The sequence below is a fragment of the Flavobacterium fluviale genome (assembly GCF_003312915.1).
Taxonomy (GTDB): Bacteria; Bacteroidota; Bacteroidia; order Flavobacteriales; family Flavobacteriaceae; genus Flavobacterium; species Flavobacterium fluviale.
The window spans coordinates 1,391,013-1,413,710 of record NZ_CP030261.1 but is presented as its reverse complement, the minus strand read 5'-3'; the positions used below and the strand labels follow the sequence as shown (position 1 = coordinate 1,413,710).

Genomic DNA, 22,698 nt, shown 5'->3' with positions numbered 1-22,698 from the left:
ATCTAAAATTATTTTATAAAGCGTCTGTCCTTCCATTCGTAAGAACCAAATAAACTGTATAAAGCTACAGTTGTACTAAAAAAAGGATAGAATAAACTGCTCAATAAAAGGCTTTTAATTCTTGTATTCTTTAAAAATTGATTCGTTTTTGAGAGTAAAACAAAATCGATCATGAACTTTAAAAAAGCAAATAAAACAAAAAAAGGATAATCTAAAATTTGGAACAGCACGAAGAAAAAAGCAATTACCAAACTCAAATTTCCAAAGAAAACAATTAGTCCTAAAAATTTTCCATAATTACTTTTATACGAACTCGTTTTGGCCGCCCAGCGCACTCTTTGATAAAATAATGCTTTCCAGTTTTCTGTTGGTTTTGTAGTAACGATTGCTTCTTGAGCTTTTAGGTAATGAACTTCATTTGGGAATTTTTCAATAGCTTTTTGAAGTAAAAAAACATCGTCTCCGCTTGCAATTTTGTCATTTCCAGCAAAACCATTTAAATTTTCAAACAATGATTTGGTGTACGCAAAATTAGCTCCGTTACACATAAAACCTTTGTTCAAACCAAAACTTCCAATTGTTGCACCTTGTAAACTTGTCAAATCTAGCTGTTGAAAGTGATGCAGAAATGAATTTTCACAGTCATAAGTAACTGCTCCCGCCAGCATCGAAACTTTATTTTCCTGAATATAATTATCAAAAGTTAAAAGCCAGTTTTGAGGAACAATGCAATCGGCATCTGTTGTAATTACCCAATTGGTTTTAACGCGTTGCATTGCGGTTGTAATCGCATCTTTTTTGGGAGAATTTGAAACCCGAATATTATTTATTTGTGAAATGCGAAATGTAAAATGTGAGACTTGAAATTTCTCTTTCGAATTATCATCGACTAAAATCACTTCAAATAAATCTGCTGGATAATTTAGTTTTGAAAAGCTATTTAAAAGCTTTGGCAGGTTTTCTTCTTCATTTCGAAACGGAACGATTATGGTAAAACTTGTCTTCGGATTTAAATTTGCTTTATGATATATTTTGACTTTTAAAAAACCGTAAATAAGCAGTCCAATGTTTAGCATATAAATGGTTAATATAGCGAACAAAACCAAGATCATTCTGCAGTTTTGGTTTTAAAATTCAGTACAAAGTAACTTCCTAAAACTACTGGCAGTACAACATTTAAAAACCACATTAAAGTGCTGATAAAAATTACAATCCATTCGTTAACACCAAGAATTCCGAAGAAATAAATAGCGACGCTACCCTTTACTGCAAAATCTAGAAACTGAAATGTCGGCAAAGATGAAGCTAAAAAGTATACAGATGTAATTGCTGCCATTAAGGTTAAATATGGCAGATCGACATCAAAACCTAAAAACAAAAAGTAATATTGATGCGAAAAAACCAAATATCTTAAAATGCCTAAAAAGATGTTTCTTTGATGAATTGACTTCGGAATTTCGTTGATTTTATGAATTAATTTTTCAATTGAATATCCCTTAACTTTTATTTTTTTGATTGAAAATAAAATAATTAGAATTAGAAGAAATCCGCCAAACAAGATGAGGACTGTTTGGGGTGTAACAACATTAAACTTTGCGTTGAAATACAGCAAACCGAAGATTCCGAAAATAATGGTCAAAATCATCTGAATTCCATTGCAGATCAAGTTTAAAAAAACAACTTTTTTAGCTTCCGATTTTGGATAATACAAAGCTTTCCCAGCGTACTCTCCCACTCCGTTTGGTGTAAAAATTCCGGCAGTTAAAGCGGCTAAAACCTGCTTTGTCGCTTCGTAAACCGAGATTTGATGAATTACTTTGGCGAGATTCTGCCATTTTAAAATCTCAAAATAGCGATTCAAAACACTCAAAAGTAATATAAACGAAATACCTAAAACGGACTGATTTTTACGAAATAAAACAATAAACTTATTCCAGTCCAATTTGTCGTTGTTGGCCAGCTGATTGTAAATAAAATAAAATGCACCGCCAACAATCAAAAGTTTGATTAGAAGAACTAGGAATTGCTTAGCTTTGTGAGGAATTGAAATCATGCCGCAAAAGTAATCAATTTGATAATTAGTAAATGTGGCAATTAGAAAATGCGGCAATTTTCTAAACTTGAAACTTGAAACATCAAACTTGAAACAAAAACTCTCTTGACAAAAGAACGCATCATATTAGGTATTGACCCCGGAACCACAATTATGGGTTTTGGATTGATTAAAGTAGTCAATAAAAAAATGGAATTTTTGCAGTTAAACGAATTGCAATTGTCTAAATATGACAATCATTACCAAAAACTAAAAATAATTTTTGAAAGAACAATCGAATTAATTGAAACGCATCACCCTGACGAAATTGCGATTGAAGCACCTTTCTTTGGCAAAAACGTCCAATCGATGTTGAAACTGGGGCGCGCACAAGGAGTTGCAATGGCAGCTGGTCTTTCAAGAGGAATTCCTATTACAGAATACGAACCTAAAAAGATAAAAATGGCGATTACCGGAAATGGAAATGCCAGCAAAGAACAGGTTGCCAAAATGCTGCAACAGCTTTTAGGGTTGAAAGAATTGCCCAAAAATCTGGATTCCACAGATGGTTTAGCAGCAGCGGTTTGTCATCACTTTAATTCAGGCAAAGTCGTTGCAGGAAAAAGCTATTCGGGTTGGGATGCTTTTGTCAAACAGAATGAAGATAAAATTAGAAAATGAGATAATTAGTCTATTAGATAATTTCTTCGAACCTAATTTTCATTATCTAATTATCAAATTGACACATTATCTATTTAAAAAAAATGAGCGGTATCTACATTCATATTCCTTTTTGCAAACAAGCTTGTCATTACTGCGATTTTCACTTTTCGACTTCTATGAAGAAGAAAGATGAGATGGTTTTGGCTTTGGCCAAAGAAATTGGTATGCGTAAAAATGAACTTCTCGATGCTCGAAGTGACAACGAAATCGAAACCATTTATTTTGGCGGCGGAACTCCTTCTGTTTTGACAAATGACGAAATAAACTTTTTAATTTCAGAAGTTTATAAGAATTATAAAGTCATCGATAATCCTGAGATTACTTTGGAAGCTAATCCAGATGATTTATCGGCAGAACGAATTTTGGAATTATCTAAAAGTCCGATAAACAGGTTAAGCATTGGAATTCAATCTTTTTATGAAGAAGATTTGAAAATGATGAATCGCGCTCATAATTCGGAGGAAGCCATAAAATGTTTACAAGAAGCGACAAAGTATTTTGATAATATTTCACTGGATCTAATTTACGGAATCCCAGGAATGAGCGACGAAATGTGGAAACAGAATATTGATACCGCTTTGAGTTTTGGCATTCCGCATATTTCGAGTTATGCTTTGACAGTCGAACCAAAAACGGCTTTGAGCAAATTAATTCAGACTGGGAAAATCGCTGAACCGCAAGACGAAGCAGCTTCGAATCATTTTATGATTTTGGTTGAAACGCTTCAAGAGAATGGTTTTATCCATTACGAATTATCGAATTTTGGAAAAGAGACTTATTTCTCTAAAAACAATTCGGCTTATTGGCTGGGCAAAAAATATATCGGAATTGGACCTTCGGCACATAGTTATGACGGCGAAAAAAGAGGCTGGAATATTGCGAATAATTCATTGTATTTGAAAGCAATTCAAAATAACGAACTTCCAATCGAAACAGAAATCCTGACGATTTCAGATCGTTATAATGAATATATTATGACTGGTTTAAGAACGATTTGGGGCGTTTCTTTAGAAAGAATTGAAAATGAATTTGGTTTAGAATATTTGAATTATCTGAAGAAACAATCTCAAAAATTCTTAAACGACGATTTGCTTTCAATTGAAAATAACATTCTAAAACCAACTCCAAAAGGAAAATTTTTAACGGATGGAATTGCAAGTGATCTGTTTTATCTAAATTTGGAAGAGTAAAAAATAGCCGCAAAGACACTAAGCCACAAAGTTTAAATTAATTTGTGCCTTTGAGCCTTCGTGGCATAAAAAAATAAACTTTGCGAGCAAAAATCAACAACTTCGAAATTGACTTATCAAAACCTATTGATATCTCTATTCCATTAACCAATACAGACGAAAACCCAATTGCCTGGTATATTGAAAAGCCTTCAATAGAACCCGTAGTTTTTGGCGATTGGATTGGGAAAGTTTCTGAAGGAAAATCATCAACGAACTTTAATAATATTTTCTTCAATCCGCATGGGCATGGAACGCATACGGAATGTCTGGGCCATATTACAAATGATTTTTACAGCATTAATCAATCTTTGAAACAGTTTTTCTTTTTTGCGAAATTGATTACGGTTGAGCCTCAGAAAATTGGAGAAGATTTTGTGATTACGAAAGAACAAGTTTCGGCTTCTCTAAATGAAAAAACCGAAGCTTTGATCATCAGAACACTTCCCAATCAAAAAGAAAAAAAATCTAGAAAATATTCCAATACCAATCCGCCCTATTTGTCTGAAGAAGCTGCGACTTTCATCCGCGAAAGCGAAATTCAGCATTTACTGATTGATTTGCCGAGTGTGGATAAAGAACATGACGAAGGCAAATTATTGGCGCACAAAGCATTTTGGAATGTAAAAGATACTCATAATCTAAATTCTGATGCAAGATTAAATGCAACAATTACCGAAATGATTTATGTTCCAGACGAAATTGAAGATGGAAATTATATACTAAATCTTCAAATTGCTTCGTTTGAAAATGATGCTAGTCCGAGCAAGCCTTTATTATATAAAATTGTAGATTTTAGTCCCGAAATCTCGGGATAGATTTCTAACGGTGCAAAAATCTATCCCGAGATTTCGGGACTGAACTCTAAAATCTAAAATTAAAATGATTACTGTCTCAACTGATAAAACCAAACTTGACATTCCGTTTATACAAAACTTTCTAAAAGATATTTATTGGGCTGCAGGACGGACTATTGAGGAAGTACAGACTACGATTGATGCATCGGTTTGTTTCGGAATTTATTTAGATGACAAGCAAATTGGTTTTGCACGCGTCATTACCGATTATGTGGTTTTTGCTTATTTAATGGATGTTTTTATAACTGAAGAGCATCGTGGAAAAGGATATTCTTCGATTTTAATTGAAACGATGATGAATGAACCTCAACTTCAAAATGTCAAAATTTGGAGATTAGCCACAACAGACGCTCATTTTTTATACGAGAAATTCGGATTTACAAAACTCAATCATCCTGAAAAAATGATGGAAAAAATACTATGATGAACACAATTATTAAATTAGAAGAAGTCGCTTTATTTATTCTTGGAATCTTTTTATTCAATCAGTTAAATTTTGAATGGTGGTGGTTTTTAGCTTTAATTTTAGCACCGGATTTGTCTATGATTGGATATGCTTTTGGAAATAAAAGCGGTGCATTTCTATACAATGTTTTTCATCATAAAGGAATTGCACTTTTAATTTATGCTTTAGGCTGTTATTTAAGTATTGAAAGTGTTCAATTAACCGGAATTATTTTATTTTCACATTCGGCAATGGATCGAATTTTCGGTTACGGATTGAAATTTGAAAAGGGTTTTAAATACACGCACTTAGGTGAAATTGGTAAATAAACAATTATGAATTTAGAAACATTTTACGAATATTGTCTGTCAAAAAAAGGTGTCAGCGAACATTTTCCTTTTGATGAAGATACTTTGGTTTTTAAAGTTGGCGGTAAAATGTTTGCCCTATCTTCTTTATCGCAATGGGAAAAAAATGAGCAGTCTGTTAATTTAAAATGCGATCCAGAGCGAGCGCAGGAACTCAGAGCTGAATATGACGAAATACAACCCGGATTTCATATGAGTAAAGTACATTGGAATACGATTGCTTTAAACGGAAATCTTCCAGACAAGTTTGTCAAAGAATTGATCGATCATTCGTATGAATTGGTTTTCAAAAGTTTGACAAAGAAAATTCAGAGTGAAATTATCGAATTAAAAAATTAGGCATTACATTTGTAACGTCAGTAAAAAACTCAGCCACTTAGTCCCGAAGCTTCGGGACAAGCAACTTAGCAACTTAAAAAAATGAAAGAACAATTTAAAAAATTTCTGAACGAAGAACAAGATCCAAAAGCGATTGAAAAAATCACTTCGAAACTTACAGATTTATTAATGAAAGGCGAAGAAGTTGGATATATTGCAGTGCAAAAAAAACCTGCTATTACTGTTTTTCCAGACAGCATTGTATTAACAAACAAGCGTATCATTATTTGTAAGCCTAAGAATTTAGGTCTTTCTATGGATTTTACAGATTACACTTGGGATGATATTGCGAGCACTTTTGTAAAAGAAAACATTTTAGGTTCTGAATTTTCATTTGGTACCAAAACAGATTTAGCGGTTTCTATTGATTATATTCCAAAAATTCAGGCTAGAAAAATTTATACTTACGCTAAAGAGCAATTGGATTTACTGAAAAATCCAGTTTCTGCTGCTGCACCAGTTCAAGAAACTATTGAACCAGAATACGAAGAGGAAACAGAAGAGGAAGTTGAAGAAGTAGAAACTGAAGAAGTAACTAGTTTTGCTGAAATTTTGCCTTCTGCTCCAGCTTTTACAGAAACAACTTATGAGCCGCTTCCAACACAGCCAGCCGGTGAACGTAAATTAAGTGATTTATCTAAAGAAGAACTTTTTGATAAATTACAGAACTACAAGAAGCTCCTTGACAACGGTTTGATCATGCAGGGAGAATATGATACCTATAAAAAAGAGATTTTAAGTTATATGTAAAATGTAATTTGTGAGAAGTAAAATGACTTCTTACTGAAAATAAAAAAAGTCTTAAGTTCATTTAGAACTTAAGACTTTTACATTTTACAGATTACGTTTCACAGATTACCTTTTACAAGGTCGCTTTCTGCTTTTCTACAAATTTATGCGATTGCAGTTCGAGTAACTCTTTTGCATTTTTGCGCTGTAGATCGTACAGACTTTTATCTTCGGCAATATCTGCATAAACTTTATCATGCATTTCGGCGCTGGTTTTTACCAATAAATCGCGCTGATACTTATTTTGTGACAAAGTGGCTTTCATTGCTGTTTCGGCTTCTTCCTGTTTGAAATCAAATTCGCCTTTTGGTGCTAATAATTTGGCAATAATTGGAGAAGTTTCGATTGCTAAAAACAATAACATAATGAAAAATGATGGAAGCCAAGGCAATTTGTTCAAGGCATTTATACGCGCCATTAATCCGTCGAAACCTTCAATGATAGGCTGAGTCTGAGATACTTTTTTATCTAAATCGGCTTGAAGTTTTACGCCTGCTTTTTCTTTTTCGGCAATTTTAGCCTCGTTTGCTGCTTTTAAAGTTTCAAATTCCTTTAAAGAGGCATCGTGTTTTTCTCGTTTTTCTTTATAAACAGGACCTTTTCCAAGTTTTTTAGTTCCGGTTGTTCCTTCAGCTTCTGTAATATAAGTCGAATATAAAGCGTTAACTTCTTTCTCTTTCTTTACAATATCTGCTTTTAAAGCTGCAATTTCAGCTTTGTTTTTATCTAAATCTGTTTTGAAATACGTTCCAATCTGCTTTTTATTGGCCAACTCCATTTCGTTTTTCTCTTTCAATAAAACGGTATTGATTTCTTTTTCGAAGATTTTAATTTCCAAAGGTTTAGAAATTACGATTGCAATGATAACAGCCAATATAATTCGTGGAGTTGCTTGTAGAAATTCGTCTAAAAACCGATCTCTTTTTTTAATGGTAGAAACGATAAATCGGTCTAAATTGAAGATCAATAAACTCCATACAAATCCGAAAATTAAAGCGGGATAAATAGAATCGAAAACAGTAAAAAGCGCATAAGCACTGGCCAAGAAAGCCATGACTGCTGTAAAAAACACTGTAGCGCCAATACCAACATATTTAGTTTGTTCGCCTTCTGAGCAGTCTTTCAAGAGGTCTCGGTCGACTCCTGAACATAGGATAAAAAATTGTTTTAACATGATTGATGATTTTTGATTGTGATTGATAAGGCAAATTTAACGCCAATTTTTCAAATACAATCAAAATAATTATTTGTTTTTAATTGTGAATCAATTATTTGAAATTGTAATGTTAGTTAAATATTAATAAGCTGCCCGAATTTTTGGCTAATCATAACACTATGTTAATTTTTTTAAAGGCTTTTAGTAATACGCAGATTATAGTTTCGCAGCAAATCAAACTAAACACACACAATGAAAAAATTTTTATTACTAACAACATTCTTTTTACTAGCCTTTACAGGTTTTGCTCAGAAAGCAATTATATCTGGAAAGATATTAGATGCCGACGACAAATTACCTCTGCCTGGAGCTATGGTTCAAATTGTAGGTGAAAAAAAATATACCGTTTCTGATTATAACGGGCGTTTTGAATTATTAAACATTAATGAAGGAACTTATAAAGTTGAAGTAAAATATATCGGATATACTTCTTTAACTCAAGAAATAAAAGTTGAACAAGGCAAGAACAACGTAATTGATTTTGCTCTTAAAACCTCTGGAACTGAACTGAATGAAGTTGTCGTTGGAGACATCTTAAAAGGTCAGGCGAAAGCATTGAATCAGCAAAAAAACAACAAAAACATCGGAAACGTAATTTCTTCTGATCAAATGGGACGTTTTCCTGATGCTAACGTTGGAGACGCTTTAAAACGTGTTCCTGGTATTACCATGCAGAATGACCAAGGTGAAGCTCGTAACATTATTATTAGAGGTTTGGCTCCGTCTTTAAACTCGGTAACTTTAAATGGCGACCGTATTCCATCTGCAGAAGGAGATAACAGAAACGTACAAATGGACTTAATTCCGTCTGATATGATTTCTACTATCGAAGTAAACAAAACTCTAACATCTGATATGGATGCTGACGCGATTGGAGGTTCTGTAAACTTAATTACAAGAGCAACTCCAAACGGCGAAAGAATTTCTGCAACGCTTGCTGGAGGATATTTACCAATTCGTGAGCACGCTTCTTACACAGCTGGTTTCGTATATGGTAACCGTTTTTTTGATAATAAGTTAGGAGCAGTTTTCAGCGGTTCTTACAACAACGTTGATTACGGTTCTGATAATATCGAAAACGAATGGGTAAGAGATGAATTTGGAAATGATTATTTACAAGCTGCAGAAATTAGAAAGTACGATGTACAGCGTATTCGCCGAAGCGGATCTATTGCTTTAGATTATAAATTTGACGAAAACAATACCATTTTTGCTAATGCAATTTACAACTGGAGAGACGATAGAGAAAATCGTTTCAGAACTACTTACGATGATATTGAAGCTATTTACGATGGCGAAACTATAACAGGATTTGAAGGTCGTGTAAAACGTCAGACAAAAGGTGGTTTGGACAACAGCAGAAATAAAAACAGAAGATTAGAAGATCAAAGAGTGCAAAATTATTCTCTTCGTGGAGAACACTTAATTAACTCTACTTTAGATTTAGACTGGTCTGCAAACTATGCAAAAGCTAGAGAATACCGCCCAGGCGAGCGTTACATAGAATACCGTCAGAAAGGTTTGGAAATGTTCCAAGATTTATCTAATCCAAGATTTCCTTTATTGACAACTGCTGGTGAAGCTACAGATGAATTCGAATTTGATTCTGTAACTGAAAACACAGATGAAACAAGCGAAAGCGAATTTGGTGCTAAAGTAAATATCCGTTTTCCTTTCTCTGTAATTGCAGGTGAAAAAGGAAGACTTAGAACTGGTCTTAGACTTCGATTAAAAGAAAAAGAAAGAAATAATATGTTCTATTCTTACTCAACTCTTACTGATGGAATGGAATTATTATCTGAAGTTCCAACAAGTTATTATGATGGGCAAGGATTTAATCCGGGAAGTAAATATGTGCCGGGAACTTTTGCTTCGGTTTCTTATTTAGGAAGTTTAGATTTAAACAATTCGACTTTATTCGAGAAAGAAACTGATCCAGCAGAATATTTAGCGGTGAATTACAACGCAAAAGAAAGAATTACTGCTGCTTATGTAAGATGGGATCAGGATTTTAATGATAAACTTTCTATGGTTTTAGGTTTCCGTGTTGAAAATACTCATATTGATTATACAGGAAATCGTGTATTGGACGAAGAAGAATTAGAGAGCAAAATCAACAATACAAACTCATACACTAATCTTTTACCAAGTATTTCATTCCAATACAATGCGACAAAAGATTTGATTTTAAGAGCTGCAGCAACAACTGCTTTAGCACGACCAAACTACTATGCATTAGCGCCTTATGTAAACAACATTGCTGCAGACAAAGAAATTACAGCTGGAAATCCTGATCTTGACGCTACTTATTCATATAATTATGATTTCATGGCAGAGAACTATTTCAAATCTGTTGGTTTGATTTCTGGAGGTGTTTTCTACAAAAGATTAAATGATTTTATCTACAACTACAGCGACAATCAATATACTGATGCTAAGTTTGCTGCAGATTTTCCAAATCAAATTAATCCGATTCCAGCTGGAGAAAACTGGTCATTTTTACAGTCAAGAAACGGAAATACTGTTGATGTTTACGGATTTGAAGTTGCTTTCCAGCGTCAGCTAGATTTCCTTCCTGGTAAATTCTTAAAAGGTTTTGCAGTATACGTAAACTATACTTACACACAATCTAAAGCAAAAGGAATTGCCGATGAAGATGGAAACGAAAGAAACGATATCAGTCTTCCAGGAACAACTCCTCATATGTTTAACGGATCTTTGTCTTGGGAAAACAAACGTTTCTCTGCTAGAATCTCAACAAACTTTACATCTGATTATTTAGATGAATTAGGTTCTGAGTCTTATAAAGACAGTTACTATGACAAGCAGTTTTTCTTAGATGCGAATGCTTCTTATAAAATTACTCCAAAACTTCGCTTTTTTGCAGAAGCTAATAACTTAACGAATCAGCCGTTACGTTATTATCAAGGAGTTGCGGCTCATACGAAACAAGCTGAATATTACCAAGCTCGTTACAATTTCGGATTGAAATTAGACTTGTAAAATCAATACAAAAAACTACTAAATTAGACAGAACTTAGCGTTTCTGTCTAATTTCTTTAAAATAAATTACCGATAATGAAAAATAAATCGATACTTGCTTTTTTACTTTTAAGCCTTGCATTTACGGCTTGTAAAGACGATAAATTAGCTCCTATTCAACCGAATGCAGTAAAACCAACCACTGTTACCGCAGCATTGCCTCATGATACAGACGATCCTTCGATCTGGATTAACCCAAACGATGCGTCAAAAAGTATTATTGTTGGTACGGATAAAGATACAGACGGCGGTTTATATGCTTTTGATTTGAATGGAAAAATCCTTAAAAAATCAATTCCGTTAAAACGTCCAAACAATGTTGATATCGCTTACGGATTAATCATTGACGGAAAAAAAGTAGATATTGCTGTTACAACAGAACGTGAAAGCACCAAAATCAGAATCTTTAGTCTGCCCGATTTAGAACCGATTGATAACGGTGGCATCGAAGTTTTTGCGGGCGAATCACAGCGTGACCCAATGGGAGTTGCTTTATACACGCGTCCAAGTGATCAAAAGATTTTTGCTGTTGTGGGAAGAAAAACTGGTCCGTCTGGAAGTTATTTATGGCAGTATGAACTTTCTGGAAATGGGAAATTTGCTGCTGCAAAAGTAGTTCGCAAATTCGGAACATACAGCGGTAAAAAAGAAATCGAAGCCATTGCTGTAGATAATGAATTAGGTTTTGTTTACTATTGTGATGAGCAGGTTGGAATTAGAAAATACAAAGCAGATCCCGCTTCAAACGATAATAAAGAATTGGCTTTCTTCGGCCAGAAAGATTTCAAGGCAGATCACGAAGGAATTGCAATCTACAAAAAAACAGATTCTACAGGATATATTTTAGTATCCAACCAACAGGCAAATTCTTTTATGGTTTATCCTAGAGAAGGAGCAAAAGGAAATCCAAACAGCCATACATTATTGGCGGAAGTACCAACATCAACAATTGAATGTGATGGCGCCGATGTTACAAGTGTAAACTTAGGAGGTCAATATAAAAACGGACTTTTTGTAGCGATGAGCAACGGAATGACATTTCACTACTACGCTTGGGATTTAATCCAGAAACGTATTGACGAAGCTAAAAAATAAGAAATTCAAGGTTTCCAGTCGCAGTTTCAGTGTTTTATTTATTTTTTTTTATGTGATTGGAAACCAAACAAAAAAGCTGTTCATAACGAACAGCTTTTTTTAATTTGAATTAACTAATTCCTTTTATTCTGTAATCGGTGCGCCCGCTAAGATTTCAGCGTTTGCAAACTCTTCAAACTTGGCAAAATTAGCTTTGAATTTTTGTGCTAATTCTAATGCTTTTTGGTCGTATAATTCTTTGTCTTCCCAAGTATTTCTAGGATTTAAAATCTCTTCTGGAACATTCGGACAAGATTGTGGTTTTGCAATTCCAAATACTTTATGATCTGCATACTCTACATTATCCAGTTCGCCTTTTAAAGCAGCGGTAATCATGGCACGAGTATACTTTAATTTCATACGGCTTCCAATTCCATAAGGTCCGCCAGTCCATCCTGTATTGATTAACCAAACTTTTACGCCGGCATCTTTCATTTTTTTGCTTAACATTTCAGCATAACGGGTTGGGTGTAAAGGCATAAATGGTGCTCCAAAACAAGCTGAGAAATTTGGCTGAGGCTCTGTTACGCCCGCTTCTGTTCCAGCAACTTTTGCAGTATAACCAGAAATAAAGTGGTATGCTGCCTGACCTGGATTTAATCTTGAAATTGGAGGTAGAATTCCGAAAGAATCTGCTGTAAGGAAAAATATATTTTTTGGATTATGTCCAACCAAACCTGGCTGTACATTGTCTATATGAGTTATTGGATAACTTACACGAGTATTTTGCGTAATCGATACATCATCAAAATCTACTTCGTTTGTTCCTGCTTTGAAAACCACATTTTCTAAAAGCGCTCCTTTTTTGATTGCTCTAAAAATATCTGGTTCGTTTTCTTCTGTTAAGTTGATTACTTTAGCATAACAACCGCCCTCAAAATTGAAAACAGTATTTTCATTTGTCCAGCCGTGCTCGTCGTCTCCGATCAATTTACGTTCTGGATCTGCAGATAAAGTTGTTTTCCCTGTTCCAGACAATCCGAAGAAAATTGCGGTATCTCCGTCTTCTCCAACATTCGCACTACAGTGCATAGGAAGTGTATTTTTGAAAACTGGAAGTATAAAGTTTAATGCAGAGAAAATTCCTTTTTTCATTTCTCCAGTATAACCTGTTCCTCCAATTAAGGCAATTTTTTTAGTAAAATCTAAAATAGCAAAATTAGACTGGCGTGTTCCGTCTACAGCAGGATCTGCCATAAAATTTGGTGCACAAACTACTGTCCATTCTGGAGTAAAATTAGCCAGTTCCGATTCTTCTGGTCGTAAAAACATATTGTAACAGAACAAATTCGACCAAGCTGTTTCGGTTACAACGCGAACATTTAATCTATAATTTGGATCAGAGCATACATAAGAATCACGAACAAAAACTTCTTTGTCTGATAAAAATGCTGTTACTTTATTATAAAGCTTTTCAAAAGCTTGAGGTTCAAACGGGATATTTACATTTCCCCACCAAACTTGATCCTTTGTAATATCATCTTTTACAATGAAACGATCTTGTGGAGAACGGCCTGTAAATTCACCTGTATTAATTGCCAACGCTCCGGTAGAATTCTCAACACCTTGTCCTGACTGCAAAGTAATCGCATGTAATTCATCTGCAGATAGTTGATAACGAACTTTTGCATTTTCAATTCCTAATTCTTTTAACGAAATCGATTGCGCGAAAACTGTGTTAGTGTCCATAAATTTTAAGTTGTGTGTGATATTTATTTCAGAAGCAAAATTACAGATTAATTCTTATTCGTTTCAAAATAATTAAATTTCACTTTGATTTATATCAAAAAAGAGAAATTTCACTTTAAAAATTACAGAAAGAAAAAAATAACAGCTTCTAATTTGTTTATTTACAACCTTATGAGTGAATTTGTTATATTATTTTCGTTTTGTAACAGAAAACAGAAAAAATTCACATAACTAAAGTTATATGTTATTTATGAGACAAAATTAAAGATTAATTCTTAGACAGAATTTTTTTTTCGGGATTTTATGATTTTCGCTTCAAAATCGTAAAGAATAATAGCGTCCAAGCAATAATTAATAGAAAACCACCCAATGGAGTTGCGAATACTATAATTTTAAAATCAAAAAGTGTGTAGTCTTTTGTTGCTATTAAATAAATCGAACCGCTAAATAAAACAACACCAGCAACCACTAAATTATAGATCGCTTTTAAAGTTTTTTCGGCAATACTTTTTTGTGTCGATAAAAAAAGAAGAAAAAGGGCGTGGTACATTTGGTAGCGAACACCAACTTCAAAAGTATTTAATTGATCAACTGAAAGATATTTTTTTAATAAATGAGCGCCGAAAGCACCCAAAATAATAGCTAACATACCTATAAAAGCTCCAGTAAGAACAATTCTTCTTTTCATGATTATATCTTTTGAAATTTGACACAAAAATACTTCAAAGAAACCAAAAAAACCGCTTTAGTTTCCAGATTATTTAGCATACCGTTTTATTATTTTTTCATTCAAAATCAAAAATAAAAATTAACTTTATTGAATTAAAATTGTTATAATTGTAACGTTACAATATATTTGTGTTAAATATTTAAAACATGAGAAACGTTTTAATAATTGGAGCAGGAAGATCTGCATCATCGCTGATTAGGTATTTGTTGTTTAAATCGTACGGCGAAAATCTGCATGTAACTGTGGCAGATCTTTCGTTGCATTTGGCTGCATTAAAAACACAGGACCATCCGAACGCCACTCCTATAGCTTTAAATATTTTTGATGCCGAAGAAAGAAAAAAAGCTATTGCAAATGCATCGATTGTCATTTCGATGCTGCCCGCACATCTTCATATCGAAATTGCAAAAGACTGTCTCGAGTTTAAAAAACATTTAGTTACGGCTTCATATATAAGCGATGCCATGCAGGCTTTAAATGAAGAAGCTCAAAAAAACAATTTAATTTTCATGAACGAAATTGGTCTTGATCCTGGGATCGATCATATGAGCGCTATGAAAGTTATTGATGAAATTAGATTGAAAGGCGGTAAAATGCTTTTATTTGAATCTTTCTGCGGAGGGCTTGTAGCTCCTGAATCTGATAATAATTTATGGAATTATAAATTTACCTGGGCGCCTCGAAATGTAGTTTTAGCCGGACAAGGCGGCGCAGCCAAATTTATTCAAGAAGGCACTTATAAATATATTCCCTACAGCGCTTTATTTAGAAGAACTGAATTTTTGGAAGTTGAAGGCTACGGAAAATTTGAAGCGTATTCTAATCGGGATTCTCTTAAATACAGATCTATTTACGGTCTGGATGATATTCTGACTTTATATAGAGGAACTATTCGAAGAGTAGGATATTCCAGAGCCTGGAATATGTTTGTACAACTCGGAATGACAGATGACAGTTATATTATTGAGGATTCTGAAAACATGAGTTATCGTCAGTTTGTAAATTCCTTTCTTCCCTATCACCCCACAGATTCTGTTGAAATTAAAACCCGGTTGATTTTAAAAATTGATCAAGATGATATTATGTGGGACAAACTTTTGGAACTGGATTTATTTAACCCAAACAAAAAAGTGAATCTGCCTAATGCTACTCCAGCCCAAATTTTAGAAAAAATTCTAACCGACAGCTGGGCATTACAGCCTGATGATAAGGACATGATTGTAATGTACCATAAATTCGGATATGAAATAAACGGTGAAAAGAAGCAAATTGATTCTAAGATGGTTTGTATTGGCGAAGATCAGACTTATACCGCTATGGCCAAAACAGTTGGACTTCCTGTTGCGATTGCCGCATTGTTAATCCTGAATGAAAAAATTACAACTCCAGGCGTACAGCTTCCGATAAAAAAAGAAGTTTACGAGCCTATATTAAAAGAATTAGAAGAGTACGGAGTTATTTTTAACGAACAGAACGTACCTTATTTTGGATATAATCCAGATTTATTTTAGTCTGGATTCTGCATTTTTATTTTTAGAATTTTTTTTTAATTAGTTTTTTAATTTTATCCGCTTCTAGATGCCAGAAGCGGATTTTTTTGTCTTTGAGAGGAAAAGGTTAAGAGAGAGTTTTTCTTTGTCAAAGTTTTAAACTTTGACAAAGATTAAGTTGCAAAAACCTATTTATCAGCCTGAATTGTAATTGGCAAACTGTACATTACTCGAACTGGCTTTCCTTGATCAGAAGCTGGAATCCATTTTGGAGAAAGTTTCAAAACACGAGCTGCTTCCTCGCCTGCTCCATAACCTATTTTATCTCTTAAAATTTCAATATTAGTCAAAGAACCGTCTTTTTCAATCATAAATTTAAGATAAACTTTTCCATTTAGTTTCTGTTTAGTCACTTCTGCGGGCATTTTGTAGTTTTGCCCAACGAACTTATAAAACTCAACCATTCCGCCAGGAAAATCAGGCTTAACACTAACTTCTGTAACTTTCTTAAAATCATTATTTTTAGACACTTCCTGCGCGACAGTTTCGGTACTAAAAACAAACAATAATAAAGCGTAAAGTATACCAACACTTAATACTTTTAATGTAATTTTAATCGGAGATTCTCTTTTAGTCATCATGAGTAAACGTTTTTTAGTGATTAGATAATTAATATTGCTGGCAAGAGAAACCGTACTTTTATGCGAAGCAAAATCCAGAAGGAGATTCTGATAGTTTTTGATCTCGCCAAATTGTTTGTTTACAGCTTCATCAGCCAAAAATTCGTGATTGAGTTTAATTTCTTTTTGAAATAGTGCAAATAATGGATTGAACCAAAACACAGTTTGCAAAACCTCAACAAACAAAATATCCAAAGTATGTCTTTGCTGCAAATGCGCTTTTTCGTGTGCTATTAATTCTGGTTGAATTTTGCCATTTTTAAAATCTTCCTGATTGATAAAAATACTATTCCAGAAAGAATGCGGTAAAAGGGGCTCTTTAGTCAATACAATTTTTTGTCCATCAATAAATTCGACTTTACTTCTTTTCTTTCGGATCGTAAATGAATATATATTTCGTATCAAACGAACGGTCAAAATTGCTGTCATAACGATATAAATTACAGTCAAAAAGTATGTTAGAATTTCCGCATAATTTAGTTTATATAAAACAGCCTTATCCGCTACAATCATGATTTCATCCAGTTCGATCACTTGCGTTTTTGCCGAAAAAAAAGATCCGATCGAAAACAATTGAAGCGGAATTATCAAACTAAAAACAATACTTCCCAGAAGATAAATTCTATTAAAACGAAACATTTTTTCGTTTTCTAAAAGCATTTTATACACAGCATAAAACACAGCAAGCAATACGCCTGATTTTAAAAGATACGTTATCATTTTTTCTTTTTTTGAATTTCTGAATCGATTATTTTTTTAAGATCTTCCAATTCCGATGCCGATAAATTGGTTTCGGTGGTAAAAAACGACGCAAACTGCGAAGCGGAATTATTAAAAAAATTACTGATCAATCCGTTTACGTGTTTAGAGAAATAAGTTGTTTTTTTAACCAGCGGGTAATATTCGCGTGAATTCCCGAATTCGTTATACGCCACAAATTTCTTATCGATCATTCGTTTTAATAAAGTCGCGACTGTTGTAGTTGCAGGCTTTGGTTCGGGATAAGCTTCAAGCAGATCTTTCATAAAAGCTTTTTCAAGCTTCCATAAATGTTCCATTAATTGTTCTTCTGCGTTTGTTAATTGTGTCATTATTTAATATTTTCAAGTTTTTCTATTTCTGGCAATTCCTTTTTATAAGCCTCCAGATTCCATTCAATATTCATTTTGGCTGCATATTCAGCTATAGTACCAAGCCCAACCGAAGCACGTCTCTTATCTACATCATCCGGATCGATCATAGGCGAAATATACCATTTATTAGTCGTTTTATTTCTAGAAGACTGACTTCCATAAATTTGTCTTTTTCCTTCTCTTAAAGCCACTCTGTCTTCTAGATAGGCTAAGTTTCCTGGATTTGCGTTACCTTTTTTAACAGCTTCTCGCATCATTGGTAAATATTTCTGCTGATATTTTAAATCAGAATGCTGAATCACCAAAAACAAGGTTTGATTGGCTTGTGCCCCCACCACATTTTTTCCAACCCAGCCTTTTTCGTCCAAAATCTTCATGACCTTAACGAGATTAATACTGTCTTGCTTCCCCATTAATTTACCAATGCTGTCAATTTTCTTTTTATCATAGTTGGGATCTTTATAAACTTTCATAAATTCCCCACGAATACCTTGGTCATCAGTATAAATTGCCAAAAGCTCTTTTTGCAGAGGCTTGTCGTAATTGGCTTCAATAATATCTAATTTTTTCTGTAATTTCTCAATTGTTTTTTTCCATTCTGCATCTGTATGCAAACGCTTCAGATCATTGTCTATCTGCATGTGTGCAATGCCTTCATATCCATTGTCAATTGCGAGATTTAACCATTGAAATGCTTTTTTGTTTTCCAAAGCCAAAGATGCGGCACATCCTCCATTGTATAGATCACCTGAGTTTTTGTGTTCTATTTTAAAGGCTTTTTCAAAATAAGTAACAGATAATTTATAATTTTCTGCCCTATAACAAGAATCTCCTTTTTGAATCCAATCTTTGTAAGTTTGAGCCTGACCGAAAACACAGTTTAGTACTAGTAAAAAGAAAGCAAGTATTATTTTCATACAATTAAAGTTTATGGTTTGTTATTTTCTAAGATTAGTTCACCTTTTTCGTAGTTTTTAATGTTTTTCAACTTTCCTTTATCCGAGTAGAATTTCCATTCTCCAAAATAAAACCAATGCGTTTCGGTCCCATTTACTTCCAGCTGCGTTTTTCCTTTCGATTCTAACTTTCCGTTTTCGTAATACGTTTTTAGAATACAGATTCCGTTTTTGTATTTTTCTGTTTTATAAATTTTCCCGCCTATATAAGATTTCCACTTTTTTACCGGCTGATCGTGTTTGTAATATTCATACGATTTGTATCTGATATTATCCTGAATATAATCATCAATCCAAACGCCTTCTTTTTTCTTATCAATTTTTTGATTGATCGCTGGACTTTTACAGCCGAAAAGAATTAAAGAAAAAAGTAATAGCAAAAAGTAGTTCTTCATATCATTAAATTCTACAATTATAGACACTGCTCTACAAATGTAGAATTAATTTTTTAATATGCAAAAAAAATTTTAAGGAACAGAGGTTCAAAGGGACATTGCGACAACGGTTTGATTGTGTGTAGATTGTAAAAAGGAATCTTTCAAAGTTTAAAACTTCTACAAATGTCTTAGAACCTTAGAATCTTAGCAACTTAGAACCTTAATAAAGAAAGCGTTTTCTCAACTTCTTCAAAATTGATATAGAAATTTTCCTCTTTTTGAATTCCGACTACAAAGGCGTAGTTTAGATCTTGCATGTCGGTTGTTATTTTTAGAACACCGCAAAATCGATTTGGCGGCTGTAAGGTTAAAACAGAAGCTCCAGGCTCGAGCACCATTAGCCCATGCATGAGATGACTTCCTTCTATTCCAGCAATAATTCCAGCTCCTGCACAGGCCGCAATAATTTCTTGAACACTTTGCTGAGTAACATCTACAATTTTGAAACCGTATTTTTCACGCATTAGTTCGGCAATTTCAATTTCATTTAACATTATTCGGGTTTTTCCCGAATTACGACGTAAAATAAAAACTCCCGGATGTGAATTTGAAGCAAACTTAGACAACAGCAGCTCTTTATTCGAATTAAATATTTCTTGCTTTTTCTTATTATTTCCCCAATCGTCATCAAAAAAAACAGCATCTTTCAAATATACTGCATTGGTTCGGTACGGATTCATATTCAACAAGCTTTCGTACTCTAACATATGCGGACTTGTAAAAATATCTGTTGTTATTGGAGTTCCTTCAACAGCAGCTAATTTGTAGTTTGTGCAGTCATCTGTTAACCAAAGCCCAAAAAATTCATTCCCATCATAAGAGCTGTAAATTGATGCATTTTTTATCTCCGTATCAAAAATGACAGGCGGAAAATAATTCATCTTACTGCTAAGTTTGGATTTATGATGCAATTGAAATTGATGCAGTCCTTTGTAAATAGAACCATTAATCATCCAGATATTTTTGAGAAGATAAGCGAGGGTTGGATTATGTACAATGGAGATTCCGCCGTGCATGACCGCATGGGGGTCGTCGGTATAGGCACTGCCTGTTACACGCTCAAGCTGGTTCTCTAAAAAATAAGCTTTTTTGGAAATCGTTGTATTACCTGGTGCAATTTCCCAAGATTTGACGGCTAAACTTTCTAATAATTTTCCCTGCCGAAACATCATATATGTTTTTTTCAAACCTTTCAGATATCTCGTGTACCCAATGGGCGAAAATCTAACCTTTTTTTCAATTAAGCCCATTCTTCAATATTAAAACAACATTAAAATAAAATTAGAAATTTTTAAAACATAGAATTATTTTCATAATAAAAACAACTGAATGATAAAAATAACCAAAATAAGTTAATTTATTTAATAAAAAATAAATGGTAAATTAAAAATTTTAATGTTGAAAGTTTAAACTCCAAAAATTAGAACAAAAAAAATCCGCTCATTTCTGAACGGATTTTTATCTTACAGGATTTGAAACTATTTGCAGTTTTTTTTAACGCAAAGAGCGCAAAGCTTTTTTTTTTGAGGTTACGTTTATAAACACAAAGTCCGCAAAGCTATATAATGAAGCTTTGCGGACTTTGCGTAATCCTTAGCGCTCTTTGCGGTTAAAATCTACTTAGAAGAAAGCTCCACAAAATACTTGTAAAACAACGGAATAGTTTCAATTCCTTTCAAGTAATTAAAGATTCCGAAATGTTCGTTTGGTGAGTGAATCGCATCAGAATCCAAACCAAATCCCATTAGGATCGTTTTGCTTTTTAATTCTTTTTCAAACAAAGCAACAATCGGAATACTTCCTCCAGAACGAACTGGAATTGCAGGAACTCCAAACGTCTCTGTATACGCTTTATTTGCCGCCTGATATCCAATGCTGTCAATTGGCGTAACATAACCTTGACCACCGTGATGCGGCGTTACTTTTACCGTAACTCCAGCTGGTGCAATGCTTGTAAAATGTTTTGTAAACAATTCTGTAATTTCTTCCCACTCTTGGTTTGGAACCAAACGCATCGAGATTTTAGCAAAAGCTTTACTCGCAATAACCGTTTTAGCACCTTCACCTTGATAACCGCCCCAGATTCCGTTTACGTCCAATGTCGGACGAATTGAGTTTCTTTCGTTGGTTACATATCCTTTTTCGCCGTAAACATCAGCAATGTTCAAAGCATTTTTATATTTTTCTAAACTAAAAGGGGCTTTTGCCATTTCAGCTCTTTCTTCAGCAGATAATTCCTGAACTTTATCGTAGAATCCTGGAATCGTAATATGATTGTTTTCGTCGTGAAGAGAAGCAATCATTTTGGCCAAAATATTAATTGGGTTCGCTACTGCCCCGCCGTATAAACCAGAATGCAAATCGCGGTTTGGACCTGTAACTTCTACCTCAACATAACTCAAACCTCTTAAACCAGTCGTAATCGACGGCTGTTGGTTAGAAATCATTCCTGTATCTGAAATCAAGATTACGTCGTTTTTCAGTTTTTCCTGATTGCGTTCTACGAACCAAGCCAAACTTGCCGAACCTACTTCTTCTTCTCCTTCGATCATGAATTTCACGTTACAAGGCAACGTATTGCTTTGTACCATTAACTCAAGCGCTTTTACGTGCATGTACATCTGACCTTTGTCGTCACAAGCTCCACGCGCGAAGATTGCGCCTTCTGGGTGAATATCTGTTTTTTTAATAACGGGTTCAAATGGCGGTGAAGTCCATAATTCTAATGGATCTGGCGGCTGCACATCATAGTGGCCGTAAACCAAAACCGTTGGAAGATTTGGGTCGATTATTTTTTCTCCATAAATAATTGGATAACCCGGAGTATCGCAAACTTCGACTAAATCGCAGCCTGCTTTTGTTAAACTTTCTTTTACAGCTTCTGCTGTATCAATAACATCTTGAGAATATGCAGTGTCGGCACTAACCGACGGAATCTTTAATAATTCGATCAATTCATTGATAAACCGATCTTTATGTTGTTGAACGTACGACTTAATATTTTCCATTTAAATTATTTTTATAGAAACTCAAAAATACAAAAAAGAGAATTAATAATTTTTTTAAAAAAATGCTTTGAAATTTAGAAGTTATGTTTATCTTTGCACCCACAATTGAGCGGATATGGTGAAATTGGTAGACATGCCAGACTTAGGATCTGGTGCCGCAAGGCGTGTAGGTTCGAGTCCTATTATCCGCACTTAACAAAAGCTTCTGAAGATTTTTCAGAAGCTTTTTTGTTTTTGGTAAATACCATTTCACACAATCTTGTCATTTCGAGGAACGAGAAATCCCCACGAGAAGCTCGACAAAGATTGAATATTCGCAACGGAGCTACTTGCGAAGATTTCTCTCCCGAAGTCTCGGGATC

At 34.0% G+C, this 22,698-nt stretch carries 21 protein-coding genes and 1 tRNA gene; 11 read left to right on the top strand and 11 right to left on the bottom strand.

The genetic code is table 11. The features are described from left to right. Positions 1–8: 8 nt before the first annotated feature. Positions 9–1,112 (bottom strand): glycosyltransferase family 2 protein, encoded by a 1,104-nt coding sequence (locus HYN86_RS06375; protein WP_113677286.1) that lies wholly within the window; start codon positions 1,110–1,112, stop codon positions 9–11. Further along, positions 1,109–2,053, bottom strand: coding sequence for a lysylphosphatidylglycerol synthase domain-containing protein (locus HYN86_RS06370; RefSeq protein WP_113677285.1), 945 nt, complete (start codon positions 2,051–2,053; stop codon positions 1,109–1,111). Before HYN86_RS06370 ends, HYN86_RS06375 begins: the two co-directional genes overlap by 4 nt. Positions 2,054–2,158: 105 nt before the next feature. Here HYN86_RS06370 and ruvC point away from each other — a divergent pair, with 105 nt between their 5' ends. From ruvC to HYN86_RS06335, 7 genes are all read left to right on the top strand, one after another. After that, positions 2,159–2,713 (top strand): crossover junction endodeoxyribonuclease RuvC, encoded by a 555-nt coding sequence (gene ruvC, locus HYN86_RS06365; protein WP_113677284.1) that lies wholly within the window; start codon positions 2,159–2,161, stop codon positions 2,711–2,713. A gap of 83 nt (positions 2,714–2,796) precedes the next feature. After that, entirely contained in the window at positions 2,797–3,945 is a 1,149-nt protein-coding gene (hemW, locus tag HYN86_RS06360; protein ID WP_113677283.1) for a radical SAM family heme chaperone HemW, read from the top strand. A gap of 80 nt (positions 3,946–4,025) precedes the next feature. Further along, positions 4,026–4,802, top strand: a complete 777-nt coding sequence (locus tag HYN86_RS06355) for a cyclase family protein (protein WP_113677282.1) — start codon at positions 4,026–4,028, stop codon at positions 4,800–4,802. A 64-nt stretch (positions 4,803–4,866) separates the two neighbouring features. Continuing rightward, positions 4,867–5,265: a GNAT family N-acetyltransferase gene (locus tag HYN86_RS06350; protein ID WP_113677281.1), complete on the top strand. Its 399-nt coding sequence runs from the start codon at positions 4,867–4,869 to the stop codon at positions 5,263–5,265. After that, entirely contained in the window at positions 5,265–5,615 is a 351-nt protein-coding gene (locus tag HYN86_RS06345; RefSeq protein ID WP_113677280.1) for a DUF4260 domain-containing protein, read from the top strand. The genes HYN86_RS06350 and HYN86_RS06345 overlap by 1 nt, the downstream gene beginning before the upstream one ends. 6 nt (positions 5,616–5,621) lie before the next feature. Beyond that, entirely contained in the window at positions 5,622–5,993 is a 372-nt protein-coding gene (locus HYN86_RS06340) for an MmcQ/YjbR family DNA-binding protein (RefSeq protein ID WP_113677279.1), read from the top strand. Between the two features lie 81 nt (positions 5,994–6,074). Beyond that, positions 6,075–6,782 carry a PH domain-containing protein gene (locus tag HYN86_RS06335; RefSeq protein WP_113677278.1) on the top strand — a complete coding sequence of 236 codons (708 nt, stop codon included), beginning with the start codon at positions 6,075–6,077 and terminating at the stop codon, positions 6,780–6,782. Positions 6,783–6,894: 112 nt separating this feature from the next. Here HYN86_RS06335 and HYN86_RS06330 read toward each other — a convergent pair whose 3' ends face one another. Next, positions 6,895–7,995 (bottom strand): DUF4407 domain-containing protein, encoded by a 1,101-nt coding sequence (locus HYN86_RS06330; RefSeq protein WP_113677277.1) that lies wholly within the window; start codon positions 7,993–7,995, stop codon positions 6,895–6,897. Positions 7,996–8,229: 234 nt separating this feature from the next. On the opposite strand from HYN86_RS06330, the gene HYN86_RS06325 reads away from it, so the two are divergent. After that, on the top strand, positions 8,230–11,040 hold the full coding sequence (locus tag HYN86_RS06325) for a TonB-dependent receptor (RefSeq protein ID WP_113677276.1): 2,811 nt from the start codon (positions 8,230–8,232) through the stop codon (positions 11,038–11,040). A 75-nt stretch (positions 11,041–11,115) separates the two neighbouring features. Further along, positions 11,116–12,174 carry a phytase gene (locus HYN86_RS06320; RefSeq protein WP_113677275.1) on the top strand — a complete coding sequence of 353 codons (1,059 nt, stop codon included), beginning with the start codon at positions 11,116–11,118 and terminating at the stop codon, positions 12,172–12,174. 123 nt (positions 12,175–12,297) lie between these two features. Here HYN86_RS06320 and pckA read toward each other — a convergent pair whose 3' ends face one another. Beyond that, positions 12,298–13,902 carry a phosphoenolpyruvate carboxykinase (ATP) gene (gene pckA / locus HYN86_RS06315; protein ID WP_113677274.1) on the bottom strand — a complete coding sequence of 535 codons (1,605 nt, stop codon included), beginning with the start codon at positions 13,900–13,902 and terminating at the stop codon, positions 12,298–12,300. 301 nt (positions 13,903–14,203) lie between these two features. Further along, positions 14,204–14,590 carry a DUF423 domain-containing protein gene (locus HYN86_RS06310; RefSeq protein WP_113677273.1) on the bottom strand — a complete coding sequence of 129 codons (387 nt, stop codon included), beginning with the start codon at positions 14,588–14,590 and terminating at the stop codon, positions 14,204–14,206. A gap of 188 nt (positions 14,591–14,778) precedes the next feature. Here HYN86_RS06310 and HYN86_RS06305 point away from each other — a divergent pair, with 188 nt between their 5' ends. Next, positions 14,779–16,143, top strand: coding sequence for a saccharopine dehydrogenase family protein (locus HYN86_RS06305; protein ID WP_113677272.1), 1,365 nt, complete (start codon positions 14,779–14,781; stop codon positions 16,141–16,143). A gap of 167 nt (positions 16,144–16,310) precedes the next feature. On the opposite strand, the gene HYN86_RS06300 is transcribed toward HYN86_RS06305, so the two are convergent. The 6 genes from HYN86_RS06300 to HYN86_RS06275 all read right to left on the bottom strand — a co-directional run bounded on the left by HYN86_RS06300 (position 16,311) and on the right by HYN86_RS06275 (position 22,336). After that, positions 16,311–17,522: a M56 family metallopeptidase gene (locus tag HYN86_RS06300; protein ID WP_113677271.1), complete on the bottom strand. Its 1,212-nt coding sequence runs from the start codon at positions 17,520–17,522 to the stop codon at positions 16,311–16,313. Continuing rightward, positions 17,519–17,893 carry a BlaI/MecI/CopY family transcriptional regulator gene (locus HYN86_RS06295; RefSeq protein WP_113677270.1) on the bottom strand — a complete coding sequence of 125 codons (375 nt, stop codon included), beginning with the start codon at positions 17,891–17,893 and terminating at the stop codon, positions 17,519–17,521. The genes HYN86_RS06300 and HYN86_RS06295 overlap by 4 nt, the downstream gene beginning before the upstream one ends. After that, the gene (locus tag HYN86_RS06290; RefSeq protein WP_113677269.1) at positions 17,893–18,852 is read right to left on the bottom strand and encodes a DUF6624 domain-containing protein; all 960 of its coding nucleotides are present in this window, start codon (positions 18,850–18,852) and stop codon (positions 17,893–17,895) included. Before HYN86_RS06290 ends, HYN86_RS06295 begins: the two co-directional genes overlap by 1 nt. Before the next feature lie 11 nt (positions 18,853–18,863). Then, positions 18,864–19,286 (bottom strand): hypothetical protein, encoded by a 423-nt coding sequence (locus HYN86_RS06285; protein ID WP_113677268.1) that lies wholly within the window; start codon positions 19,284–19,286, stop codon positions 18,864–18,866. A 194-nt stretch (positions 19,287–19,480) separates the two neighbouring features. Further along, positions 19,481–20,500 carry a glycosyltransferase 61 family protein gene (locus tag HYN86_RS06280; RefSeq protein ID WP_162789316.1) on the bottom strand — a complete coding sequence of 340 codons (1,020 nt, stop codon included), beginning with the start codon at positions 20,498–20,500 and terminating at the stop codon, positions 19,481–19,483. Positions 20,501–20,944: 444 nt separating this feature from the next. After that, positions 20,945–22,336 (bottom strand): dipeptidase, encoded by a 1,392-nt coding sequence (locus HYN86_RS06275; RefSeq protein ID WP_113677266.1) that lies wholly within the window; start codon positions 22,334–22,336, stop codon positions 20,945–20,947. A gap of 109 nt (positions 22,337–22,445) precedes the next feature. Here HYN86_RS06275 and HYN86_RS06270 point away from each other — a divergent pair. Then, positions 22,446–22,527 (top strand) — tRNA-Leu (locus HYN86_RS06270). The last annotated feature ends 171 nt before the right edge of the window (positions 22,528–22,698 follow it).